The 26,231-nt window shown below is 40.2% G+C and carries 20 protein-coding genes and 1 pseudogene; 13 read left to right on the top strand and 8 right to left on the bottom strand.

The genetic code is table 11. The features are described 5' to 3' along the window. Positions 1 to 14: 14 nt before the first annotated feature. The gene (locus QMA08_RS16575; RefSeq protein WP_290174983.1) at positions 15 to 1,172 is read left to right on the top strand and encodes a tetratricopeptide repeat protein; all 1,158 of its coding nucleotides are present in this window, start codon (positions 15 to 17) and stop codon (positions 1,170 to 1,172) included. 29 nt (positions 1,173 to 1,201) lie between these two features. Here QMA08_RS16575 and QMA08_RS16570 read toward each other — a convergent pair whose 3' ends face one another. From QMA08_RS16570 to QMA08_RS16555, 4 genes are all read right to left on the bottom strand, one after another. Next, complete coding sequence (locus tag QMA08_RS16570; RefSeq protein ID WP_290174982.1) at positions 1,202 to 4,018, bottom strand: hypothetical protein; 2,817 nt, start codon at positions 4,016 to 4,018, stop codon at positions 1,202 to 1,204. Between the two features lie 122 nt (positions 4,019 to 4,140). Then, complete coding sequence (locus QMA08_RS16565) at positions 4,141 to 5,688, bottom strand: PH domain-containing protein (protein WP_290174981.1); 1,548 nt, start codon at positions 5,686 to 5,688, stop codon at positions 4,141 to 4,143. Next, on the bottom strand, positions 5,681 to 6,214 hold the full coding sequence (locus QMA08_RS16560) for a PH domain-containing protein (protein ID WP_182696060.1): 534 nt from the start codon (positions 6,212 to 6,214) through the stop codon (positions 5,681 to 5,683). The genes QMA08_RS16565 and QMA08_RS16560 overlap by 8 nt, the downstream gene beginning before the upstream one ends. Before the next feature lie 36 nt (positions 6,215 to 6,250). Next, positions 6,251 to 7,099 (bottom strand): D-hexose-6-phosphate mutarotase, encoded by an 849-nt coding sequence (locus QMA08_RS16555; protein ID WP_290174980.1) that lies wholly within the window; start codon positions 7,097 to 7,099, stop codon positions 6,251 to 6,253. Positions 7,100 to 7,526: 427 nt separating this feature from the next. On the opposite strand from QMA08_RS16555, the gene QMA08_RS16550 reads away from it, so the two are divergent. The 9 genes from QMA08_RS16550 to QMA08_RS16510 all read left to right on the top strand — a co-directional run bounded on the left by QMA08_RS16550 (position 7,527) and on the right by QMA08_RS16510 (position 18,015). Beyond that, positions 7,527 to 8,009 carry a MarR family transcriptional regulator gene (locus QMA08_RS16550; protein WP_002960189.1) on the top strand — a complete coding sequence of 161 codons (483 nt, stop codon included), beginning with the start codon at positions 7,527 to 7,529 and terminating at the stop codon, positions 8,007 to 8,009. A gap of 100 nt (positions 8,010 to 8,109) precedes the next feature. Further along, a complete protein-coding gene (locus tag QMA08_RS16545) occupies positions 8,110 to 9,432 on the top strand; it encodes a hypothetical protein (protein ID WP_002960190.1) in 1,323 nt (440 codons plus the stop codon). 129 nt (positions 9,433 to 9,561) lie between these two features. Beyond that, entirely contained in the window at positions 9,562 to 9,957 is a 396-nt protein-coding gene (locus QMA08_RS16540) for a YbaN family protein (RefSeq protein ID WP_193226745.1), read from the top strand. A 124-nt stretch (positions 9,958 to 10,081) separates the two neighbouring features. Further along, entirely contained in the window at positions 10,082 to 10,714 is a 633-nt protein-coding gene (locus QMA08_RS16535; protein WP_290174979.1) for a PepSY-associated TM helix domain-containing protein, read from the top strand. After that, positions 10,714 to 11,223, top strand: a complete 510-nt coding sequence (locus tag QMA08_RS16530; RefSeq protein ID WP_024596098.1) for a DUF2271 domain-containing protein — start codon at positions 10,714 to 10,716, stop codon at positions 11,221 to 11,223. Before QMA08_RS16535 ends, QMA08_RS16530 begins: the two co-directional genes overlap by 1 nt. A 34-nt stretch (positions 11,224 to 11,257) precedes the next feature. Next, positions 11,258 to 12,103 (top strand): DUF4198 domain-containing protein, encoded by an 846-nt coding sequence (locus QMA08_RS16525; RefSeq protein ID WP_002960196.1) that lies wholly within the window; start codon positions 11,258 to 11,260, stop codon positions 12,101 to 12,103. Positions 12,104 to 12,372: 269 nt separating this feature from the next. After that, entirely contained in the window at positions 12,373 to 14,904 is a 2,532-nt protein-coding gene (locus QMA08_RS16520) for a TonB-dependent receptor (RefSeq protein ID WP_290174978.1), read from the top strand. 206 nt (positions 14,905 to 15,110) lie between these two features. Further along, the gene (locus QMA08_RS16515) at positions 15,111 to 16,004 is read left to right on the top strand and encodes a hypothetical protein (protein ID WP_290174977.1); all 894 of its coding nucleotides are present in this window, start codon (positions 15,111 to 15,113) and stop codon (positions 16,002 to 16,004) included. Between the two features lie 121 nt (positions 16,005 to 16,125). Continuing rightward, the gene (locus QMA08_RS16510; RefSeq protein WP_290174976.1) at positions 16,126 to 18,015 is read left to right on the top strand and encodes a monovalent cation:proton antiporter-2 (CPA2) family protein; all 1,890 of its coding nucleotides are present in this window, start codon (positions 16,126 to 16,128) and stop codon (positions 18,013 to 18,015) included. A 128-nt stretch (positions 18,016 to 18,143) separates the two neighbouring features. On the opposite strand, the gene QMA08_RS16505 is transcribed toward QMA08_RS16510, so the two are convergent. From QMA08_RS16505 to QMA08_RS16490, 4 genes are all read right to left on the bottom strand, one after another. After that, positions 18,144 to 19,202 carry a hypothetical protein gene (locus tag QMA08_RS16505; RefSeq protein ID WP_290174975.1) on the bottom strand — a complete coding sequence of 353 codons (1,059 nt, stop codon included), beginning with the start codon at positions 19,200 to 19,202 and terminating at the stop codon, positions 18,144 to 18,146. A 326-nt stretch (positions 19,203 to 19,528) separates the two neighbouring features. Then, entirely contained in the window at positions 19,529 to 20,242 is a 714-nt protein-coding gene (locus QMA08_RS16500; RefSeq protein ID WP_149603391.1) for a hypothetical protein, read from the bottom strand. 140 nt (positions 20,243 to 20,382) lie between these two features. Further along, on the bottom strand, positions 20,383 to 22,173 hold the full coding sequence (locus QMA08_RS16495) for an alkaline phosphatase (protein ID WP_138489838.1): 1,791 nt from the start codon (positions 22,171 to 22,173) through the stop codon (positions 20,383 to 20,385). Positions 22,174 to 22,184: 11 nt separating this feature from the next. Next, entirely contained in the window at positions 22,185 to 23,774 is a 1,590-nt protein-coding gene (locus tag QMA08_RS16490; protein ID WP_039486975.1) for an alkaline phosphatase, read from the bottom strand. A gap of 582 nt (positions 23,775 to 24,356) precedes the next feature. Here QMA08_RS16490 and QMA08_RS16485 point away from each other — a divergent pair. The 3 genes and pseudogenes from QMA08_RS16485 to QMA08_RS16475 all read left to right on the top strand — a co-directional run bounded on the left by QMA08_RS16485 (position 24,357) and on the right by QMA08_RS16475 (position 26,149). Next, on the top strand, positions 24,357 to 25,106 hold the full coding sequence (locus tag QMA08_RS16485; RefSeq protein WP_200219673.1) for a GntR family transcriptional regulator: 750 nt from the start codon (positions 24,357 to 24,359) through the stop codon (positions 25,104 to 25,106). 291 nt (positions 25,107 to 25,397) lie between these two features. Beyond that, positions 25,398 to 25,514, top strand: a pseudogene (locus QMA08_RS16480) (putative sulfate exporter family transporter); the annotation flags it as partial. A 425-nt stretch (positions 25,515 to 25,939) separates the two neighbouring features. Further along, positions 25,940 to 26,149, top strand: a complete 210-nt coding sequence (locus QMA08_RS16475; protein WP_024595869.1) for a cold-shock protein — start codon at positions 25,940 to 25,942, stop codon at positions 26,147 to 26,149. Positions 26,150 to 26,231 lie beyond the last annotated feature (82 nt).

The raw sequence follows: 26,231 nt of genomic DNA, 5'->3' as shown, positions 1-26,231 counted from the left end.
AATGGAGTGGGTTTATGATGTTTTATAAAATAGCAGTCTGTATTACTTTTTTATATTTAGTTGGATGTAACACAACCAAGGTTCAGCAAGCAGAACAAATAGAGCTTGAACAACTGTTAAACCATTCTTTGTTTAATAAACTCGACACTCCTTCTGAGTACAGCATTTTCGAGCTGCCAAATGCTGAAAAAGAAAAATTTTTAGCCTATGCCGAAAAACAAAAACAGTCTGAAATCCGTCATGACCGCATTATTTACAACTACCTCGAAAGCAACTTAGCTAACTTTAAATACCACGGCGATACACTTACTTCAGCCCAAGCCTTAAAACTTTCGCAAGGCAACTGCATTAGCTTAGCTGTTTTAACACAAAGCTATGCACAAGCTCTCGGATTAGAAACGAGCTTTCAAGAAGTAACAAGTCAGCCTGTATACGCAAAAGAAAATAACGTTGTTTATGTAGCAAGCCACTTTAGAACAAGAGTATACGCCCCAAAAGTAGAGAAAAAAGATGATAATATTGTTGAATTTTTCAGAGCGGGCACCTTAATCGACTACTTTCCTACCCGTCGCAGCTTTTATTCAAGCAGTGCAGATTATAACGATTTAGTTTCTAAGTTTTACAGTAATTTAGCTGCAACAGCGCTAGCAGACAAACAGCTGGATATTGCTTACTCACTTATTTTACAAGCAAACAAATACACTCCCAATGATCCTGAATTATTTAATATAGCGGGCGTTTTGCATCGTCGGGCAGGTGATTTACAAAGCGCTAAAAACATCTATCAAACAGCACTTAGTAATAATGAAATAAGCATTAATTTAATCAGTAACTATCAGCTTTTAGCTAAAAAACTAGGCGACAAAGAGCTTGTTAAAGAGCTCACTTCACAATTAGTTAATAAAGAAAAAGACCCATACGAATTACTAGTAATCGCTAAAAACGACTTACAAGCTGGCCACGCTCATCAGGCTAAAGCACACCTTGAGCAAGCTATTACTAAAGCGCCTTACATTGCTGAACTATACTTGGAACTCGCAAAAGTTCGCTATCAACAAGGTAATATTAAACAAACACAAACCTTACTTGAGAAAGCAATTGAACTAGAACGTGATAATCAAAAACTCGATGTATATCAAGCTAAGTTACTGTCGTTACAAATGAACAAATAACTTAGCCAAACCGTGGTTAACTTTAAACGCTAAAGGGAGTAATAAAAGCTCAGCCACGCTCGCATCTCATCCTCAAAACTGTCGCCTTCTACTCGCGACAGTCCCATATTAAACGTTAAGTCATTTATACCAGCAGGCCCCATTCCAAAACTAAAATCACCTTGGTGTTTTATCCCGTAACTTTGTGCGTATACGGTGCCGTCGAGTTGATATTGCTTATAATAAAGCCACGGCATGCCTTCTTTAAAGCTAAAGCCGCCACCGTAACCTTGATAGCGCTTTGTAGTTGCGCTATAAAAAGGCAGCTCAGATGAAAGTACATATTCACTATTTTGCTGCTGATTAATAAGATTTGAGCTAAAGCCACCTAATGCAAGGCTGCTGTCATCACGTTGCTTTTGAGAAAAGTTTGCATAAAGAGGAATACCAAACGCCTTACCAAAAATTTTGGCGGCTAAATCGTAACCTTGCCAATTACTACTTTTACTACTGCCATCGTACCAACTCGCATAAACACTTTGGCCTATCGCAAAATCTTGACGATCATATTGCCAATTTTGAGCAACGCCTAAACGCGTCCAATTTTTATGGCTTTGTTTGTAATCAGTGTAATTGTAGGCAAGCTCTGGCGTTAAACTTAACTGCCCAAATTTAACGGGGTAACTTATTGCAGCAAAACCACCACGGGCATCCATATCTGCATTTAGGCTTTGTTGATACTGGCGCGATGTATTTAAATTATAGTCAAACAGTGCAAGTTTCAGTTTTACATCAAGCGCATTATACTTTGCCTGCACATAACCACCGTGCAATGCCCCATCGTGTAAATCAGTGCTATAACCCGCTTGTAAGTCGAGCTGCTTTAATAAATCGCTACTTTTAATGCTTACATCTAACAAACTGGTAGAAGCCGAATAATACTGCGTTCCTAGTGCAAAAGTAGCGTGCTGGTCGAGCACGTTGTAATTTGTTTGCTGCGGTGTTTGGCGCGTATATATTTTAGCTTTTGGAAGCGTATGTTCGTTTACAATGAGCAGCGGTGCTTTTTTATTAGCCGAAAATTCATTAACTACAGTGCTGTTTATAGCTTTTGGCAATGTTTTTACATTTGGCCCATCTGCGGTTATCGAAAAATAGAGTAACGAGCCATCAGCCATTTCAATCGGGTGGGCAACGGCTTCCTGCCCCTGAGTTAACTTGCTGAGTATTTTACTCTCTATGTTGTAGTTATAAATATCAGTAGCGCTATTTAAGCCTGCAACAAAGTAAAGTGACTCGCCATTATGGCTAAAGCTAGGCTGACTTAAATATTGATACCCTTTTGGCATAGGTACTAATTGCTGTTGATTGTCGCCTACATCTTGTATATACAATTGCCAGTTTTCATTTAATGACGTTGATAAATAAGCTAATTTAGTTTCATCAGGACTGAGTATTGGGTAATCGTAAGTTGTCTCAAGGCTTTTTGTAAATAATGGTGTGATGGTTTGCGTATTGAGATCAACCTTTACTAATTCAGAGTAGCCATCCCTTATTTGCTCGCCATACAAGGTTTCACCGTTACTGGTTACGCTAAAACGACGTATACCAGCAAGTTCGGTAAGTTGTGTAATATTTCCAGTGTCAGTGTTATAGCTAAATATGTCAGACACTTTGTTATAAATACCCGACTCTTCATTGCTGTACGCATTAAAATACAACGTTGTATTATTTACCCATTGCGGGTTTGCAATACCAGCTCGGTTAATTTGATTAAGCACTTGTTTTTGTTCGCGCTTAAACACACTTGGCGCTGTATCGGGAATATCTTGTGCATCGTTTTCTAATAGCTCTTTTTGCGCTTTAGTAAACTCTTCTTGCGCTTTAATGTTGTCATCCGTGCTATAAATTATAAGCTTGGTATTACTCTCTTTATCTCGCTCAACAATCGCAATTTTACTACCATCTTTTGAAAGTACTGGGTTACTTGCATATAAGTTAAGTTCAAGCCAAAGTTCACTATTAAGTAACAGCTCTCCTTGCTCTATTTGCATTGCTTTATAGGTATATTCAGCTATAAATCGGCGATATAGCTTGGCTGCACTTTGCCCAAACACACCGCTAAATGCCTCATCAAAATCACGCGTTTTTACGCCTTGCATTCGCGTCCAAACACTATCGAGTGTTTGTTCTGAATAATTTTGCTCTAACCAATTTAAAAAGCGACTACCCATTAAATACGCCATTGAGCCGCCCATAAAGCCCTGCTCGCCATTTAATTGCCCATAGGTTGGCAATGCACCTTGCTGAGCAAATTCTCGCAGTATTGACTCTGAGTAGTTATCAAATAAACGCCCACGGCCCGTCATTTTAGACTCAATCAATGTGGCATAACCTTCGGCTACCCAGCGCGGTGTATCACTGTAAGTTAAGTCGTATAAATCCCATATGCCACGTACTTTTTGCTGCCAGTCATTGCGTGTAGGCTGTGCTAAGTGCACTAAGTGAATATATTCATGCAGTACAAGTAACTGCTGCCAGCCAGCGCTGTTTGATATAACGGTGTCGGATTGTGGTGGGGTTGTAAAAAGCGCCATTACAGGGTTATTTGAGGTAGGTAGCGCAAAGCCATTTGCCGCATTTAGGGGATCAAACACCACTACATCAACTGTTTTATCAAGTGCTCTGTTTTGCTGCTCAAGCACTTTGGTGCGTACTATTTCAAGCTCTGCTGCAGTTGATTTAGCAAAATCAGCATGCTCAACACTGTAGTGAATGTTGAAATTTTCGGTATGAATAGTTTGCCAATCGGCTGCAAAGCTCGGTGCTGCTAGTAATAAAGCCGATGCGATAAGTGTTTTTTTCATGAGCGTCCCTAAAAGAATTCCTTAATACCATCTAGGGTATTATTAAATGTCTTTCATGGGCAGTAAGAAAGTGTAATAAAGCATGTGCAAATGTGTATTTACACATGTTTTATTAGGGGAGTTTACATCCAGCTGCGAGTATCTGACTCAATCTGCTTAATTGTAAAATCAATAATAAAGTCAGCATCTTGCTGCTTTATGTAGGGCATAAATGCAAAGCCTGAAGCAAGTTGTATATACAGGCTTTTTAAGCCAGATTTTCTCATTAAGTACGTACTTATACTGCGCGCACTTTGCGCTTTATAAAGCTCAAAAACACGGTAATGAACGCCAATCATACCTTTGCGTACAACCATGTAAAATCGGCCATTATCCTCATGCATGTAATAACCATGACGCTTATACGACAAAGTAACTAAGCCAGAAAACACCACCAAAACACCAAGGCTTATCAAAGTATTAATATCAGCAATAAAACAAAAGCCAAACACGAGTGCACTCGGTAGCAATGAATAAAAGCCTAAATTTTTATACAAAAGCGCTCGCTCTGCGCGCTTAAAAGCGAGTTTTTTACTATTAAACCACGGGTAAATCCATTGGCATACACTATCAACTTGTTCGCTATTTAATACAGGTAATACTAACGTTTGTTTATTTTTCTTAGCTGCAACACCTGCTGCTATTCCGCCGCTACTTGCTTGTAAACACTCAACGGTAAATCGCTTTAGTAATCGCCCCATTAGGTTTTGTTTAATAACAATAGATTGCACTTTATCCATGCTCATAGAAAGCTGATGGCGCTCTAACAAGCCAGCAATACGTTTAAACTTTTGACCTTTGAAATAAAGCTCAAAGTTATAAAAACGAATAAGCGACATAGTCACCGATAGCATTACAGCCACCACAACTAGCAAAACAATTAAGGTGATCATCGCAAAAGTAGCAGCGCTGGCCAGCATACCAAGCTCTTGTTGGTAAAAGCCTTCTACTTTCGCAATAATTTGCTTCTCTAAAAAATCGATAATCAAGTTTATAAAAGGAGCAAAAGCAGCGATTGCTAAAATAGCCATATTCGACATCAAACCAAATTTGGCTATTTCTTTATTGCTAATGCTTAGGCTGTTTTCGATAGTGTCTGTTTCGCTTTGTTCAGTATTTGGTGCTTCTTGCTGTTGCTGCGCTTTAAAATCAAATATTTGTTTACGCATTTGCTGTGCATAATCTTTAGTGACACCTGGTAAAACAACTTCTTGCGACACACTGCCAGCGGCATCAAAAATACAATTAACTAAGTTTACGGGGGTAAAATAAAACGGCTCGGCAATATTAACGTTTTGCACACGGCCAAATTTAAGCGTAAGTCGCTCTTTTTTAAATACACCTTTGTTAAGCAATATTTCGTTGTCGCTACTAATACTAAACTTAAAATTTAAATAATATAAAAATGAGTAAATAAGCAACGAAATTAGTGCAATACCGCCTGCAACCTGCGCCCAAAACAATTTATTTTCTACTTGAGTAACAAATACGACTAGCATGGGCAGTAAGTTTAAAAGGCCATCTTTTACAAAGCGCACACTAAAGTGCACAACAAAATATAAAAGTGCCCAGGGCGATACTTTTTGCCAGTAAATAGGGCTGGCTTTATCTTCGATAGTTGTATTACTCATCGACTAAAGCTGCCTGAGTAGTTGCGTCGTCTTGGCGGTAGTTTTGTACAAATTGGCGCATATTTTTACAATCATCATGGGTTAGCCCACTAATTTGTAAATCGGCACTTACACCGCCAGCGCTAAATAATTTAATACTCGCAAGGCTAAGTTTTCGCTCTATTGGCCCTTGGTGTATTTCCATATGCTGTACACGCGCTAAAGGTAATACCGTCACTTGTTGCCAAATAACGCCTTTTTTAAAAGCAATGTCATGATTTCGCACTGCAAAACCTCGCAACCTCACACTTATTATGTTGTACGCCATAGATACGGCCACCAAAATTGGCATACCAATTAGCAAATACGTTTGTGCATTATTAGCAAAGGCTTCATTAAAATAACAAACAGCAATAAGCGCTCCAATTAGCGGTACATAAAACAGAAGCGAGCTAAGCTGTGTATGTAATAAGGCTTTATCAGCCAATGGCTTAAAGCTAATATCACTATGCTTTGGTAAATCCATTATTTGTTGATTGTTAAACACTATTTGTCCCTATTCCTGCTTTTAATTATGACTAGCTTACCAACTAATGGTGGTTATTAAGGTGTGGCTTTGTTTTGGCTCAAGCGTTACTTTATCTATCAGTACATTAGCAGCCTCTAAGCAGAGCATTGTTTTATATTCATCATCAGCAAAGTTAGATAAGCGTTTTGATTTTTCTATCCATGGGTTCCACAGTACACACGAACTTGAGTTTTCGCGGCTCACATTAATAACACCTTCTGGCGTATTAATAGTTTGCATTGTATTTGCTTGGGTATAAACCATGTCGGTTTCGCGATTGAAGCTTACAACATCATTTTGTACAAATGGCCCTTCACTAAACTCAATATATTGCGCGCCTTGCAAACCATCTACATGGGTATTTGTAATGTCTGATGTAGGAAAATAGGTATGCAGCGCTTGAGTAAAGCTAAATGGCACACTCCCTAAATTAGTGGTAGTTAAGCGAACCTGTAATTTATCGCTTAATACAAACTCAACTTTTAATGCGCACTGATGCGGCCAATACGTTGTATTAACAAGCTTCATGGGGAGCTTTAAACTAACTGTAATTTGCTCATCAGATTCGTGTACCTCATCGGCTTGCCATACGCTTGTGCGCGCAAAACCGTGGGCAGGCCACCCATCATTAGCGTGTGTACCAAACCACGGCCAACAAATAGGAATACCGCCTCGAATACTCGCCCCTTCTTGATAGGTTTCCTCTTGTGAAACCCAAATAAGTGGCTTGTTATTTTTAGGGATAAACTCGGTAATTTGCCCACCTTGCAAAAATATTTTTGCGTCGCACTTTTCACTAGCTACTTTAATAAACTCAAGTCCGGATTCGCTTTGCTCAATGCTAACTGATGGCGATAATTTCATACCTTCCCCTATAATACTGATACTAAAGATTTTTAATGTTTACATCTAAACAATAATGCATGCTTAAAGTATACGCTATTGATATTAAATATTGATTGCTGAATTTGTTCATTGCCGATTAATACATATACAGTAAACTCACAAACAATTACTTTGTACTAACAGCTGTAAATGAATAATACTAAAGTCTATACAATAAGACTTGCCAATTATTCACAACATACGTACTGTGCGCAACTTAATGCACACAAGGTGCTAAGAAAATTTACCAATATTTAAACAATATAATTTTACATTAGTTACTGCTCTAACTATTAAAAACCAATAAAAGCGGGCTAAAGTACAATATATTATTTGAATTCAATTTATTTGATGTGTAACATTTCGCGATTACGGCAAACTACCGCCCCATCGACGAGATAAGCAAATGCAAAAATATGACGAGTTATTGGTTTCTTTACGTAAAGTTATCCGCGCGATTGACTTACATTCTAAGCAGCTAAATAAAACTTCGGGTTTAACTGGCCCACAATTGCTTATAATGCAAGAAGTGCAAAAAACCGATGGAATAACGGCGAGCCGTATTGCTCAAAATGTAAATTTAAGCCCAGCAACGGTCACCAATATTCTCGACAGAATAGAAAGCAGAAACTTAGTAACACGCGTACGCAGTCAAATGGATAAACGCAGAGTGAGCTTATACCTCACCGATAAAGGAAAAGAGTTACTTGATAAAGCACCTCAGCCATTGCAAGAACACTTTATTGAAAAGTTTTCTGCACTTGCTGAATGGGAACAGAGCCTTTTACTCTCATCAATGCAGCGTGTAGCCGCAATGATGGATGCAGATAAATTAGATGCATCGCCCCTTCTAGAAGTTGGTGCGCTTACTCAAGCTCCTAAAGAATAAATAATAAAAAAAATACATAGTTTTTGTACTTACCCTAAACGTAAGGCGTTTTTTTACGTCTTGAATTTTTTATTTTTTAATCAAAATCTGAGCGGCAATTATGACTAAACTCTCAAAATTAACACTAGCACTAGTTCTAGGTGGTGTTACAAGTACTTCTTATGCGTCTGATGATCTAGACACGTTACAAAGCCAACTTAAGCAGTTAAAGCAACAAATGCAACTGCTTGAAAATAAGTTAGCTGATGAAAAAACAAAACAGCAAAAAATTAATGAGCAACACAAGCAAGAAGTTGCAAAAATTAGTAAAAAAGCTGATAACAAAGAAGTTGTTGTTGCTGCCGCTGAATCTGAGAAAAAAGACGAAGGTGTTAAAATTGGTGGCGCAGTGCGTTTTAATTACAGCACTAATTCATACGATGAAGACACTCAAGATCGTAGCGGCGACTTAGACTTTGAAGTATTTCGCATTAACTTATCTGGCGAAATAAACGATATTTCTGTTAATGGTGATTTTCGCTTTTACGATTACATGACCATTGTTAAGTATGCATACTTAGGTTACGAATTTACTGATGGCTGGGAAGCACAAGCAGGTATTGCACCAGTCCCTTTTGGTAATGGCCCATACAACTCACACAGCTACTTTTTTAGCACTAACTACTATGTTGGCCTAGAAGACGACTTTGATTTGGGTGTAACAGTAAACCGTAAACTAAAAGATAACTGGAAACTAGACCTAGGCTTTTTCAAAAATGATGAAGTAGGCGGCGTTGATGGCAGCTCTGAAGTTAACGAGCGTTACTCTTTTGATATAGTTGGTAGCCGTGCAACAACCGAAGGCACATACGATGCACCTGGCTCTCGCCTTGGTGAATACAACACATTTGCAGCTCGTACGGTGTACCAAATTGAGCATGGCGAAAACGCTAAAACCGATGTGGGTGTATCACTATTAAGCGGTGGCTTACATGATGGTAACGACCGTGCAGGTAACTACGGCGCATGGGCGTTCCACGTAAACAGCCAAATTAATAACTGGAATATTCAATTTCAGCACGGTGAGTACGACTACGATCTAGACGACAACAGCAACCGCTTTGTTGTAGGTGCGTTTGACTACTACGACACCGTATCAAGCGAAGCTACCATGACTAACTTTAACGTAGCTTACGATCTATCGGTTGATTTAGGCCCTATAACAGGCGTACAGTTTTACAACGATTACGGCATCATTTACGACAAATCTGACGACAGTGCAGATACATGGATGAACGTAACAGGTATGAGCGTATCAGCAGGCCCGTTATTTACGTACTTTGACTTTATTCAAGCACGTAACCAGCCATTTATTGGCGGAACAATTATTGGTGATGGCGATACAGAGCGTCGCTTTAACATCAACGTAGGTTACTACTTCTAGATAAGTAAAACCTATTTTATAAATTTAAAAGGGCAAACTTAGTTTGCCCTTTTTTATGTTTTTACACTTCGATTTTATAACTATTTGGCCTACAATCCAAAGTATCAGCCATTACTAAAAAGAGCCTAAGTGAATATAAAAGCAGTGTTTATTTGTTATAAAAACTTATGGTTTAAAGCACTTGGCTTAATACTTGTAGCCTTGGGCATTATTGGCATTGTGCTGCCGGTCATGCCTACCACTATATTTTTTATTTTAGCGCTCACTTGCTTTACTCGCTCATCACCCGCGCTTGAACAATGGCTGTTAAACCACCCTCGTTACGGTGCAACTTTGCAGCAATGGCAAGCTCATAAAGTAGTGCCTGTAAAAGCCAAATGCTACGCCGCCATTGGCATGTTAATTGGATTTATATTTTTACTGTATTCAGCCGCCCCTATTTGGGTTATTTATCTCGTTGCAGTAATAGAAGTATTGGTAATGATTTACCTTATTTTAAGACCTTCCAGCCCTCCTAAGCATTAAATATTCATTTTTTACCTGCATACCACCTTTGTTTTAAAGTTTTTATGTAAAGATAAGTAAGTAAATTTGTAATGGCTAATGCAAATCATTATCATGTTGTAAATTTAATTTATTTACTGTTTTTATGTCGTTTATTAACAAGCGGGCTTTGTATAGCACAAGCCGTGCTCTACATATTTATATTTCTACAGCTTTGTTTTTTTTGCTTATTTTATTTTGCGTTAGCGGCATTGTGCTCAACCATATTGATTGGCTTAAAAACGATAAAAATAACGGTCAAGTAACTGCAATAATTCCAGCAGAGCTAGTTACCAAAGCCAATGAGCAGCTAAATACGCTGCCAACGCTTTACCCTGAAATAGAAGCTTACCTAGCCGAGCAATATGCACTTACAAAAGTAAAAAGCATTGAGTGGGAAAAAGAAGACGCGCTTGTCATGCTCGACTACCCACTGCCTGCTGGGTTTGCCTACGCAGAGCTTGATTTTACAACTGGCGAACTAAATCTTGATTACCAAAAAGGTGGCTTTTTAAGCCTCATTGGCGACTTACATAAAGGCCGCCACAGCGGTGAAGTATGGAGTTGGGTAATTGATATATCTGCCGTACTAATGATTTTATTTGCCATCACCGGCATGATTATTTTGTTTCAAAATAGAAAAAAACGCTTAGCAGGAATATGGATAACCTTACTAGGAGTCGCAACTCCACTGGTTATTTATTTATGTTGGGTTCCACAAATAAAAGGAGTGTCTTAATGGTTAAATTTAAATTATTTATAAGCGCCGCATTACTGCTCGTAGCTGCGTTTTTTCAAACAACGGCGCATGCAAAAACACCACAGCTAGAGGTTGAATTAACACTTCCTGACTTAGAAGTACAACCGTATCACCGTCCATACGTTGCAGTTTGGCTTGAAACACCAGAGCGCAAACACGTTACAACGCTTGCACTTTGGGTGCAAAAAGCAGAATGGTTTAAAGACTTACGCCAATGGTGGCGTAAAGCCGGTAAAAGCGATGCCAACTTTGACGGCATTAGCGGCGCAACAAAACGCGCAGGTACTTACACCATAAATTGGCAAGGTAATGATTTAGACGGTAACCCAGTAAAACCAGGTAAATACTTACTAAATATTGAAGTTGTACGCGAAGAAGGCGGCAGAGACTACACCCGCGTTGAGCTTGATTTAACTAAATCAGGCAAACTAACAATTGATGGTAAAAACGAGTTTTCTAAAAGCTTCGTCACTGTAAGCACTAAGTAGCTGCTACTTAATCATTTGAATTTAAGGAAATACAATGAAAATTAATTTATTAAAAACGGCATTAATCGGCGCATTGAGCTTATCTGCTTTAGTGTCAACTTCAGCAAGTGCACACGGACGTTGGTTACTACCTTCGCATACATCTTTATCAGGCGATAAAGCGCATTACGTAATGATTGACGCTAGTATCTCTAACGAAATGTTTGCACCAGACAAAGCCTTTAAGCCTAAAGAAAAAGGCGCCGAGTACGACGACACATTATTAATGGCACTTGCGCCTAATGGTGAGCCAGTAAGCGACACCATTCGTGCTTATTACTTAAAGCGTAAAAGCTCAGCTGCGGTAAGCTTAACAGAGCAAGGCACTTACCACATTGCAATGACCCAAAAGCCAATGTACATGACCTTCTATAAAAACGAAGAAGGTAAGCGCAAGCGTGTATTTGGTAAAAAAACAGAAGCCGAGTTACCTAGCAATGCAAAAGATGTAACGACAACGAAGGTTGTTTCAACAGTAGATACATTTGTAAGCCGAAATGGCACCTCAAAACCTGCACAGCTAGGTTTAGGCTTAGAGCTTAGCGGTCCAACGCATCCAAACGATTTATTTGTAGGTGAACAAGCACGTTTTCAGTTACTACAAGATGGTAAATCTGCTGGTGAAGGCGTTGAAGTAAGTATTTTAAAAGGCGACACACGCTACCGTAACGAGCGTGGCGAAGTAAAAGTAACGACCGATAAAGACGGTATGTTTACAATTACGTGGAAAGAGCCAGGCCTATACCTAATCGAAACCTCTAACAAGGTTACCGTAAATGAAGAAGGCGTAGATGCAGGACGTTATGCATTATTTACAACGCTTGAAGTTGCCCCTGAATAATTTAAATTACTAACTTTAAAAAAATTGAAAGGCCAAGCATTTGCTTGGCCTTTTTACGTCTTACTAACTTTTATCTAAAATTCCCTTGAATTCGCAACCATTCGACACAAGATTGCAACTACAACGATCCAAACGCCTATATCGCGCGTAAACAGTGACCTTATATGTTAACAACTTAGAATATCTTAGATAGTTTTTATCTTTGCACTAGGGTAGTCGCTTCTATATGATGCGCTCCTTTTCGACTAGCAGCTCTTGGGGAACAATTAATGACTTTTAAGCGTTTATCTGCAAATAAACTAGCACTTAGCTTGGCCGTTACCACTGCACTTAGCACACCTTACTCTATGGCCGTAGCCGCAGAGCAAGATAATCAAGCAGAAAAGAATATCGAAGTGATTTCAGTAACAGGTACTCGCCGTAGCTTACGCAGTATTGCCGAAAGCTCAGTACCTGTAGATATTATTACCAGCGGTGATATGCAAAGTACGGGTCAGCTAGAAATAAGCCAAATACTAGCAAACCAAGTACCTAGCTTTAACTACCCAAGTGCCACTATGGGTGATGGTACTGACCATGCAAAACCAGCTGTTTTACGTGGATTAGCACCCGATCACACATTAGTACTTATAAACGGTAAGCGCCGCCATGCCGGTGCGCTATTAAACTTAGCAGGTGTTGTTGGTCGAGGCTCTACCGCTGTTGATTTGAACATGATCCCAACCTCTGCAATTAAACGTGTTGAAGTACTACGTGATGGCGCAGCCGCACAGTACGGTTCTGATGCAATTGCTGGGGTAATTAACATTGTACTTAAAGATGCCTCAGAAGGCGGCAGCGTTAGCGTAACGTACGGTAAATACAATACTCAAATGGCTGGCGTACCTCAGCTAGAAAGCACCTATGCAGATGCAAACGGCGACTTAGCGTTTAATACCGGTGGCGACAGAGAAGTAAACGACGGTGCAACACGCACTGTTAGCGCAAACTCTGGTTTTGCGTTATCTGATAACGGCTTTGTAAACGTATCAATTGAATACCGCGATAACGACTCAACACAGCGCTCAGGCTTTGACCCACGCGAACAATACAGCCGCCTTGATGATGGCAGCCTAGACCCACGCGAATTTACTATCGATCGTTACAACCACCGCTTTGGTAAAGCCGACCTTGAAGATTACGCGTTGTTTTACAACATGGGTTACGATTTAGATAACGGCTTAAACCTTTATTCATTTGGTAGTTACTCAAAGCGTGAAGGTAATTCAGGTGGTTTTTACCGCCGTGCAAAAGACAGCCGTAACGTTTTAGAAGTGTACCCAGATGGCTTTTTGCCGCAAATAGAAACTGACGTACAAGACTACTCATTTGCACTGGGCTTAAAAGGCGAAACTAACGACTGGACATGGGATGTAAGTACCAACTACGGCCGTAACGACTTTGGCTTCGGTGTTGTAAATAGTATAAACACATCACTAGGTGCCGACAGCCCAACTGAATTTGACAACGGTGCATTGGTTTACGATCAGTTTTTAGTAAACGCAACGGCCAATACCACACTCGATTTAGGCTTACCTGATGACGTATTTTTTACCGTAGGTACTGAATACCGCCACGAAAGCTACAAAATAGAAGAAGGTGAAGAAGCGTCTTACATCACCGCACTTGATAGCGACGGTAACCCAATTGCAGCCGGTGGCGCGCAAGTACTTGCTGGTTTTGGACCAGAAAGTGCGACTGACGAAAGCCGTCATAACATCGCTTTATTTGTTGAGTTTGATACCTACTTAACAGAAAAATGGAACGTCGTTTTAGCGGGTCGTTATGAAGATTACAGCGACTTTGGCGACACATTTACCTCTAAACTTGCCTCGCGTTACAGCATTACAGAAAACCTATCGCTGCGTGGTGCAATTAGCACAGGTTTCCGTGCACCATCTTTAGCGCAAAGCTCGTACCGCCAAATCTCTACTGTACTTGAAAACAACCAACCATTTGAAGTTGGTTTATTCCCAACCGATTCAGCCGCAGCGCAAGCACTCGGTGCTCAGCCGTTAGATGCTGAAGAGTCAGTAAACGTTACTGCGGGCTTTATGTACACGCAAGGCAGCTTTAGCTTAACCGTTGATGCGTACCGTATTGATATTGATGACCGTATTGTATTGTCTGAAAACTTAGAGGGCGATGCAGTTGTTGAAATACTACAAAATGCCGGTGAGCTAAATACCGAAAGCGTACGTTACTTTACCAACGCTATCGACTCACGCACGCAAGGTGTAGATATAGTTGCCACTTATAATTTAGATTTAGACAACTTAGGTGATTTACGCCTAAACGTAGCAGCTAATTTTAACGATACCGAAGTAACACACGTAAACGACAACCCAAGCGAACTTAACTCACTAGGTGACGACTACGTAGTGTTTGCGCGTCGTGAAGTAGGTCGCTTTGAAGAGGGCACGCCAGATAGCAAATGGAACCTATCAGCAGTGTGGAACTTTAACGAATGGCAAACAACGCTTCGTGCCACACGTTATGGTGAAGTCGCTGATATATCAACAACAGCTGATCGCGATGAATACCTAGACCCTAAATGGATCACCGACCTAGAAGTGGCATACCGTCCAGACGAATATTGGAAATTTGCCGTTGGCGCAAACAACTTGTTCGATCAATACCCACAAGCAACCGTGGATAACATTGGTTACTCTGACTTTGGTCAAATATTCCCGTACACACCGTATGCACCTTACGGATTAGACGGACGTTTCTTATACGGTAATATTACTTACAGCTTTTAATTAGTTTACTAATAAAAGCAGAGCAATTATAAAAGGATGCATCACGCATCCTTTTATATTAATAATTAGTTATTTTAACCACTTATTAGTATTTCAACTTTCATAAAAAACCACCACCCTATATAAAACAACAGCTTACATTTCGGTCTCATTTTTGCTCTATATTGTTTATATAAATACAAACAATAAATACCAAAGGACTAAACATGAGCTCATCAACTGTATCTAACATTACAAAACCACTTTCGCTTATTGGCGGCATTTTATTATTAAGTGGCTGTGTATTTCATATATCGCCAAGCGTTGCCTCAGTAAAGCAAACTCAACAGCTATCACTGCCAAGCAATAATCTTGAATATTTAAATGTGTTAAGCGGCGCAGGTAGCCTTGAAATAAAAGGCTCAAAAACGGCCACCAGTATTAGTGTTGATGCCACTATTTACACAGCCGACATTGAAGACGAATACGAACTAACGCTCGAGCAAGACGGTAAACAGGCAAAGCTTGTTGCCCAAAATAAAAGCCGTAATGGTATTAGCTTTTACAGTGGTCAATCTCCAAGTATTAATTTAGTGGTTACTGTGCCAAGTAATCTAAATTTAGATATTGATGATGGCTCTGGCGACATTTTTATAAGTGCTATGCAAAGCAATATTGATGTAAAAGACGGCTCAGGAAATTTAACAATAAGCGGTGCTAAAAACCTAACTGTTGACGATGGCTCAGGTGAAGTAAACCTTGAAAACATCGCAGGTAATTTAGAATTAACCGACGGCTCTGGCAGTATTCATATAAACAATGTAAGTGGCAATGCAACTATTGAAGATGGTTCTGGCGAAATGCACGTGAGCAACATAACCGGTTCGCTAAACGTTGAAGATGGATCGGGTGATTTAGTGATAAGCCATATAAGCGGTGCTGTTAATGTAGATGATAACTCTGGCGACATGGTCATTGAGCATATTGGTTCAAACGTAACAATTGAAGACGGTTCGGGTGATATTCGCGTTAATCATGCAAAGGGGCTGAGCATTACTGAGTCGGGCTCGGGCGATGTAAGTATCGATAATATTAGCGGTTCAGTAAAAGTAGCTGACTAACAGTATGAGCTAAAAATAACGTATTTTCAGCCACATGAATTATTGTATTTTATAAGAACCTAAGTCATTCTATTTATGCTCAAATACCTTGAGCATAAATAGAATGACTTAGGATAAACGCGTGTTAGAAATTGCTTTAATTTACTTAGCAGCAGCCATTGTAGCTGTCCCTATTGCAAAACGAGTCGGACTTGGCTCTGTGTTAGGTTATTTAATTGCCGGCATACTCATTGGCCCTTATGCACTGGGTGTTGTGGGCGATCAAACAGATGTAATGCACTTCGCTGAATTTGGCGTAGTAATGATGCTTTTTTTAGTAGGCCTTGAGCTACAACCTTCGCGTTTATGGACATTGCGCCACTCTATTTTAGGGCTTGGCGGCTTACAGGTTGTGCTATCGGCAGCGGCTATTTTTGCGTTTTGTTATTGGTTTTTTGCTATGCATTGGCAAACCGCACTCGCCATTGGTTTAATGCTCGCGCTCTCCTCTACCGCTATTGTGCTGCAAAGCCTTGAAGAAAAAGGCTGGCTAAAGCAAGAAGCCGGACAAAACGCATTTTCGGTATTGCTGTTTCAAGACATCGCCATTATTCCTATTTTAGCTCTATTGCCACTGCTTGCATTTGCCCCGCAAAGTAGCTCAAAAGAAATTAGCGATTCGATTATTGCGAGCTGGCCTGTATGGCAACAAGTATGTGTATCGGTTGCGGTTATTGCCGCTATTATTGCCGGCGGTAAATATGTATCGGCACCGTTATTTAGATACATTGCCCAAACACACATGCGTGAAATATTTACTATTTTTGCACTGTTTTTAGTGGTCGCTATTGCGCTAGTTATGCAAAGTATTGGGTTATCACCAGCTTTGGGGACTTTTTTAGCAGGCGTAGTACTTGCCGAAAGTGAATTTAGACACGAATTAGAAGCCGATATAGAACCCTTTAAAGGCTTACTTTTAGGATTGTTTTTTATAACTGTTGGCGCTTCAATTAACTTTGAACTGCTATTTAACGAGTTTAGTACTGTTATAGGCTTAGTGGTTTTACTCATTGTGGTTAAAGCCTGCATTTTATTTGCCCTTGCCGTTACCTTTAAAATTAACAGCAAACAGCAATTATTATTTGCCTTAGCCCTTGCCCAAGGGGGTGAGTTTGCCTTTGTACTGCTAAGCGTAACCACCACCTTAAGTATTTTAACGCCCGAGCAAACCAGCCTTGTTACCTTAGTTGTGGCGGTATCAATGCTAATAGCGCCGTTACTACTTATGGTTTATGAGCAAATACAAAAACGCAGCAGCAGTGCTCTGCCTGAGTTTGATAAGCCAGAGCAAATTAGCACCGCTAAACACGTAATTATTGCGGGCTACGGACGTTTTGGCCAAATTATGGGGCGTTTACTGCACGCGCAAGGCTACGAAATTACCGTACTTGATCACAGCCCTAGCCAAATAGAATTACTACGCCGTTTTGGCAATACTGTATTTTATGGCGATGCAGCACGCCAAGAACTCCTTGAAGCCGCAGGCGCACACACCGCGCAAATGCTAGTAATTGCAATCGACAACCCCGATAAAACTATTGAGATAATTAAGCTCGCGCATAAAAACTACCCGCAGTTAAAAATTGTTGCTCGCGCAATCGACCGCCGCCATGCGTATCAGTTACTTAATTTAAAAGTAGATGCGTTTAACCGCGAAACCGTCGACTCAGCTATTAACCTTGCCGTAGATGCACTCGAGTTACTAGGTAACACTAAGCAAGATGCAGAGCGTGCTGGTAAGCTGTTTAGAGACCACGACCGCGCTGCAGTACTGCAACTTGCTGCATTATGGGGAGACGACGCCAGCTACGGCGTAGCCGTGCGCCAACGTATGGAAGATTTAAAACAAGTGCTGCAACAAGATAAACAAGCACAAAGCAATTTAAATACCTGCGACAGCGGCGATTGCGAAGACGGCTTAACAGAAGTAGCGAGTAAACCTAAAAAGCCTGATGATGCTCATCTTGAATAGCGTCTAAAAACTGATATGTGCTATTAGCGAAAAGTTAATAGCACATCGTTGTTCGGACTAAAATAGTGGGTTAAATATGAAATAAAGCATGACGTAACATTTACTTCGTTTAATACATTATTAGTCATTTATGCGAAGTTCAGCTTCTTAACCTTTTTAAACAAGAAATTACAGGCCCATAAATAAGGAAATATTGTTGAAAATAAAACAAAGTATTCAAACGCACTAAACCATAAGTTTGACCAATCAACATTAACTCCGACGAGTAAATTTAAAGTCACTAAAGGCAGTAGTACACCAAACACCATATTAAACATAATCAGGGTAATAACCTTGAGCGTTGTTTCTTTAACTCTAAAAGTTTCATTGTAAGTGTTGAAACTAGAAATAGAAGAAGAAAGCAATGGAATTACATCCCTTTCAACAACATGCGCTTTTTCAAAGTAACTGGCAAATACCTCTTGAAAATCGCTAACTCTATCTACCTGAGGTAAATAAAACTGTTTCCAAATTCGCTCTTGTTCACTTTTAGGCATTTGGTGTTGCATATTAAGTACTTGCTCTTCAAACATTTCGGTTTGTTCTTTCAATTGTTTCTGACGGGTAAACTCTATACCTCGGCTCGCTAGTGTCATAAGAGAGCGATTACTCGTACTCCAGGTCCAATTCAAATATCCGACGATTCTTTGCATTTCATGAATGCGGTTAGTATCAAACTCCTTAGAACACAACTGAGTTACCTTATCTGTCTGCCCCATAATGTGCACAACGTTGTTATTCCAAAATGGGTAGGTCGTGAAGATTGTTGTAAATAGAGAAAAAAGATCATTGCATGCTGCAATTACTTCCTCTGGATTAGGTTCTCTTTGATAAGGGCTCGGTGGTACTCCATACTTTTCTTCATAGTCTAGGTATGAATACAACATTACTGCCCTACGTAACGCTTCCTTTCCTCTATCGTCCCAGTTTAAAGTTCCATCTTGACTCAAGAAAACATTGTTACCACTGAACATCATTGAATTGGGTATACTAACGGACATACTGTGATGTAAAGCTTCATCTAGCTTTTCTTTCGCATCATTCACTTTTTGATACGCATAAATAGCGAAAGCTGAAAAGAAAGCTGCAATAACACCAATCACAGTGACATGTAATGCGGGAAGAGCTTCTAATATTGGCGAACTCAATTCGATCCCTCCAGTTTAAAATCCAACAATAACGACTAATAGAACTATTAGAGGGCATTTTCTTCTTTTCACGAAAATGTCCCTATAGTGTGAACTTCTATTAATATCAAATAGCGTAAGTTATTGCGAACTATAAATAATTAGCAGCAGGCGGTGCTTATTTATAAGATGAGGCGATTATTCGAAGTATTATTTAGGCGGAAGTATTTTAAATTCACTTTATTTTAGAGGGCGGTTGGTAGCTCACCACAGCTTGCTGACTGAAGTATAAATTTACCCCCAACACAGCAAGCTCGTCCTACGCCACATTAAAACTCAATTAAAACCTAGTGGTGGTGCCCGCCTTGAATAGCCTCGCCCTGCTGGTTATAAAAGCCAGTTGCGCCATGCTCAATAAAACCAAGGTTTATCATTTTAGCTAAAAATGGGTCGCCTTCGTTATCGCCAATGTCGGCGTAATCGGTGGTTTGAAAGCGATCCCACTGTGCAAATTGAGCACTAATTAATGGCTCATTAGTGTTTACATTATTAAGGCTTAGCAATGTACTTGTTTGGCTTTTTTTATTACTAATACTAAATGTTTTAACTAATTTTGAATGCGTAAAAAAGGCGAGGTTAAAGTCGTTGCCATTTTCGCTCAGTGTATAGTTTTTTACTTCATCGCAGCCTGTGCCTTGTGTGCTTACTAGAGTCATTTTTTCGATTAGGTGGTTATCCACCAGCTGACTTTTAGCACTCCAATTTTGTACGCCGCGTACCTCAGATGGTTGATATTCAATGCCGCGTTGCTGGGCGTTAAAGTAACGTATTGGTCGTATTTGATTATTGGCTAAGTGCTGCCAAAGCTCGGTTATTACTTCACTTTGATGTGCTACTTGCTGATCGTTTCGCCAAAGGGTAAGTGACTCGCTACTTTGCTGCGCTTTATGGCTGTTGGTAATTTTATAATCGGCTTTTAAATGCTTGGCATCAATATCACATTGCGAGGCAAAGCTACTTGTACTTACAAGCGTGGCAATTATTAATAACGCTTTTTTCATTTAGCTATCTCTTATTTATATTTCAAGTTTATGGCAATAACATAACGATTAAAAATGTCAGCTTAATGACAAAAACCCCGCAAAGTAGGCGGGGTTTTTTTATTTAGATATATTTAACTAAATTTATAACTAGCCGGTATTTATTGCGCTAGTTTTTCGTCTGCGGTTTTTACAAAGTCAGCGGCAAAGTCCATTACATGGAATAAAAAGCTTTGCTCGTTTGTGCCTGTTACCAAGTGTGCACCAGGTCCCATTGCATAAACGCCTACGTCTTCACCGGCATGTGTTTCAGAGCCCATTGGTACCAGTGCTTCTTGATGAAAACCAGGTGTTGTTGTATCAACATCAGTTAAATCAACACGCCCTGTAACCGGTGCAAACGCGTAACCTGCATCGGCATCGGTCTCGCTACCTAGGTTTCTAAAACCACCACCATTGGTGTAACCAACCGTTGTATAAGGCATATCGTCGGCAGCTAAGCTTGGCTCAGTAGCGCCTACTGCAACCACTTTACCTAAAATTGGGTTACCGCGTTTAGGGTAACCGGCAATGGTAAATACATGGCTGTGATCGGCAGTTACAACTATTAATGTTTCTTCTGGGTTGGTGTTTTCCATCGCCACTTTAACGGCTTTGGCAAGCTCAATAGTGTCGTTTAACGCGTTATAAGCGTTACCCGCATGATGCGCGTGGTCAATTCGACCCGACTCAACCGTTAAGAAAAAACCTTGCTCGTTGTTATCAAGTACGTTTATTGCTTTTTCGGTCATTTGTGAAAGCGAAGGCTCGCCTGCTACATCGTTTGCACGGTCAGCTTCGTACTGCATGTGGGACTCGTTAAATAAGCCAAACACTTTAGTGGCGTCGTCACTTATTGCATCAAAACCGGTTTGATCCATTACGTACGTGCCATTTGGATATTGCGTTTTCCACTCTGCGGTTAAGTCGCGGTTATCTGTACGATCCCCTTCAACAGCACTTACTGCATCGGTTGAATTAAACGCGGCATCTTTTGGTAAAAAGTGACGACGACCGCCGCCCATTACTACGTCAATACCGTCTACATCAACACCACTAAAGCGTGCTTCTAGGTTGGCTTCAAAGTTAACTAGTTGCGATGCAATGTCTTCACACGTTGCAGCACTTTCTGGCATATCGGAGATATCTTCCCAATTACGCTCTGCCGATTTAGCATACGTTGCAGCGGGTGTTGCGTGAGTAATACGCGCTGTCGAAATAATCCCTGTTGCTTTGCCTGCAATTTCAGCAAGCTCTAACGAGGTAACAAGTTCGTGCCCTTTGCCTGATGCACAATTACCACGTTCAACCGCTTCATCAATACCAATAACGCCTGCGTCGGTTTTAACACCCGATGCCATTGCGGTCATAGTTCCTGCCGAATCTGGCGTTTGCGCATCTACGTTGTATGTTTTTACAAAGCCCGAAAAAGGCATAGTTTCAAAGCTTAACTGGTGATCTTCACCCATTTCGCCCTCTAACTGCCCCGCTAAAATACGTGCTGCGGTTATGGTAGAAATACCCATACCATCGCCCACAAATAAAATTACGTTTTTAGCTTTGCCTGATTCAGTAACAATGTTGCTACTGGCTGTTTGTGCTGCACCTAATTTTGTTTGTGCTTCACTAAACCACGTATTGCTAGTGAGCGAGGCTAACTGCTCGGTAGTTAACGACGTTGCAGGTGCATTACACACTAAATTAGTTGAGTTAACTTCGTCGCTATCTAGCACGTCGTTATTATTGGTATCTGCGCCTACTTGCGTCTCTACACCACCATTAATACACTGCTCAGAGCCCACTGCAATAGCGTTATCTACTGCGATAATATTATTTTCATTTTTGTTATCGTCACTCGAGCAACCTGCTAGCGCGACCATTACTGCCAAAGAAAGTACCGTTAATTTGTTCATGTTAGCCGCCATTATTGCTGAGTTAGTTCAAGAGCTTGATTAATTAAATGAAATACAACGTTTTGTTCAATTACGCCCTGTGCTAGCTGAGCACCAGGACCTTTAGCATGTAAAGATATGTCTTCACCTGCGTGTGTTTCTGAACCCATTGGTACGGTTGCTTCTTGGTGAAAACCTGGGGTTGTTGTATCAACGCCATTTAGCTCAACACGCCCTGCTACAGCAGCACTTGTGTAGCTTGCATCAGCATCAGTCTCGTCGCCTAAGTTTCTAAAGCCTAAACCATTTGCGTAACCGACTGTGGTGTACGGCATATCGTCGGCGGCTAAGCTTGGTGTTGTTTCGCCTACTGCAACTACCTGACCTAAAATTGGATTACCACGCTTAGGGTAGCCTGCAATAGTAAATACATGGCTGTGATCGGCGGTTACTAAAATAAGGGTTTCTTCTGGGTTGGTGTTATCTACCGCTGCTTGCACGGCTTTAGCAAACTCAATGGTGTCGTTAAGCGCGTTGTACGCATTACCCGCGTGGTGCGCGTGGTCAATTCTTCCCGACTCAACCGTTAAGAAAAATCCGTTATCGTTTTTACCAAGCACTTCAATTGCTTTAGTGGTCATATCGGTAAGTGAAGGCTCGCCCGCTACATCGTTTGCACGGTCAGCTTCGTACTGCATGTGGGATTCGTTAAATAAACCAAATACTTTAGTGGCGTCGTCTGCTATTGCATCAAAGCCTGTTTGATCCATCACGTACGTAGCATCTGGGTATTGTGTTTGCCACTCAGTCACTAGGTTGCGCTCGTCTGTACGGTCGCCTTCTATAGCGCTTACTGCATCTGTTGAGTTAGCTGTTTCGTCTTTTGGTAAAAAGTGACGACGACCGCCACCCATTACAAAATCAAGACCGTCTACGTCGGTCCCTACAAATCGTGCTTCTAGGTTTTTTTCAAAGTTAACCAGTTGCGATGCAATGTCTTCACAGCCGCCCGTTACGGCATCTTCTGGCATATCTGATACGTCTTCCCAGTTACGGTCAGCCGATTTAGCATATGTGGCAGCAGGAGTTGCATGAGTAATACGTGCTGTAGAAATAATACCGGTAGATAGCCCTTTAATTTCAGCCAATTCGGTCGCGGTAATTAGCTCGTTACCTGCCACTGTTGAACACACGCCACGTTCAATATCTTCATCTACACCAATAACGCCCACATCGGTTTTTACACCCGAAATAATAGCCGTCATCGTGCCTGCTGAATCAGGAGTTTGTGCATCTACGTTATACGTTTTAACTTGTGCAGAGTATGGGAACTCTTCAAAGCTTAAATAACCTTCTTCGCCAGATTGGTTATTACGCTGCCCTTGTAAAATGCGCGCGGCGGTAAGTGTAGAAATACCCATGCCATCGCCCACAAATAAAATGACGTTTTTAGCTTTAGTGGCTTGTGTAGCCTGCGCTTGTGCTGTTTTTGTTGTTAGTTTAGTTTGCGCAGCGCTATACCAGCTGCTGTCTTTTTGGCTTTGCGGTAGTACATCAGCATGGCTAACTGCGCTAAACGCAAATGTTAGCGCGATTGCCGCAGCGACTTTTTTAATTTTCATCCGTAATTCCCATTGTTTAGTGGTTATTTTTTGAAATGTGTAAACACAAAAAAGATCAACCGCTGCACTATAGAAAACAGATGTGACTGATAAAGGTAATTTTGATGAAAGTAAGATGACTAAACTATTACAAAAATAAGTCACAAAAAAAGCGCAACGTGTTAAACGTTGCGCTTTTAAGGGAAATTATTGGGGGAGTTATTTAAAATCTGGCGAAAATGCTATATCTAACCCAGAACGCCTGTACATGAAACCACTACTACCTCTGCCGGACAGTTAAATTAGTCAATTTCAGCTTTAGTGTAAGTGATATCACCGGTACTACGGGTAAATTTAATCGAGTAATTGTATTTATAACACTGAAAAACGAGTGGCAAACCCAGTGAAAAAACAATCCATCAAGTAATGTGGTTACTTCACCTGAGATTAAAATGAATAAGGACGATTTTTAAACATAATATGCAGTTTGCCTCAATAAGAAATTACTGCGGTAGCTCACGTTTAATCAAGAAACGCAAATATGCGTAAAAGGCTTCACCTATGATATAACTACAAGTGGATTAAATTTAATGGTAAATAACAATGAGTAACTCTATGTTTGATCACAAATTAAGTAGCCCAAGCTTGGATTTTCAACCACTCTACTTACAAGTGGCTGATAGTATAAAACAACTCATTGTTAAACGGCATTGGTTGCCCGGCGAGGCTTTACCAAGCGAATTTCGCCTTGCTGAAGAATTTAACGTAAGCCAAGGTACTGTTCGTAAAGCGCTTAATTTATTAACCGACAATAAAATAGTAACTCGTCGCCAAGGCGTTGGTACATTTGTATCTGAGCATACCTCGCAAGATGCCTTATTCAGGTTTTTTCCTTTACAAGCCGACGGTAAAAGTGACAACTCACCAAAGGCAGAACTGCTATCGGTTGAGCTTTGTGCAGCGCCTGCTGAAGCTATAAAGGCTTTGCAGCTAAATAAAAAAGACAAGGTTACTAAGCTAGTTCGCAGACGTACTCTCGATAACGAATTTTGCATGAGCGAAACTATATACCTACCGCAAAGCTACTTTCCTGATATACATAAAAGTAGTGATATACCGCACACTCTATATCATTACTATCAGAGTAAATTTAACCAAACGGTACACAAAACCCAAGACAGTATTAAAGCCGTACTTGCTACAATAGATGATGCAAAAATGCTTGCTATAAAAGCAGGCGATCCACTGCTGTTAGTATCGCGCATTACCGAATCAATCGAAGGTAAGCGTATTGAATACCGCCTAAGTAAATGCCGTAGCGATCACTATCATTACCAAATTGAGCTCGACTAGTTAAACGTACTTAAACTACTAATTAGCAATCTTAGCGCGTAACCATTAAATATTTTTTAAAGGCACCATAATGAATTAGGTGGTGCACTTCCAATTAGAATCTATGAAGCCTTATCTTGATGGCTTTCTGCAGGCTTTCCATCCACTAATCAGCCGCTTTGCTGTAAACGCAGCATGATTCACTTATTACATAACGCATCTTCGAGATAAATGCCTATTGAAATAATTAAGTACCCTCCTTCCAGTAGGGGTCTATTTATTAAGCTTAGAGTAATAATATTGTGTACAAACGGTATGAAAACTAATTTAGGAAAACTAACCGAAGTAGGTATGAAACCCATTATTTTAATTGTGGCTGAAACACTTTGGATTGCGTTATTAATACTTGGATTTGTAATTTGGAGCTAAAGAATTACATTATTTAGGGTATATCTCAAAAAAATTAGTAGGTAATTAGGTCATGTTTTAACCAATTAAAAGCTGTGTTTTGCCTACTTTAAAACTACGCATAAAAACAGGCTTAACGCATTGATTAAACAAAGCTTACCTTTATTTTAAAAGTATAAAATATCATCTTAATCATAACTAGTTAGTTAAAAAAACAACAAACAAATAAAGTACTTACTCTAAAATAAATTTACAATAGGGCTTGGTATATACTTTAATTTACTGTTATCCTGCCTCGCATCGGGTTGACAGAAAACCCTATTTATTTGTAAGTACCACGTTGTTTTAGTAATAATCCTTCGCGTTATCCTCAGTTAAATGTATGTTTTCTTCCTGTTAAATTGCCTAATTTAAGGCGCACTTTTATTAATCCTTAGGATACTATTATGTCTACAACTACAACTGGTACAGTTAAATTTTTCAACGAAGCAAAAGGTTTTGGTTTCATCGAGCAAGAATCTGGTCCTGATGTTTTCGCACATTTCAGCGCAATCTCTGGCGACGGTTTCAAAACTTTAGCTGAAGGCCAACGTGTACAGTTTACTGTTACTCAAGGTCAAAAAGGCCCACAAGCTGAAAACATCGTTAGCATCTAATTGCTTTCGTTAAATGGGTTAGCAATAACCCATTTTGAATACTAGTTTGAAAGAAGTTTTGTTTTATTTGTTAGTACCGAGT

Origin of the sequence: Pseudoalteromonas sp. APC 3355 (assembly GCF_030407615.1) — a bacterium.
GTDB lineage: Bacteria > Pseudomonadota > Gammaproteobacteria > Enterobacterales > Alteromonadaceae > Pseudoalteromonas > Pseudoalteromonas distincta.
The sequence above is the reverse complement of the archived record's forward strand: the minus strand, read 5'-3'. Positions and strand labels throughout refer to the sequence as shown.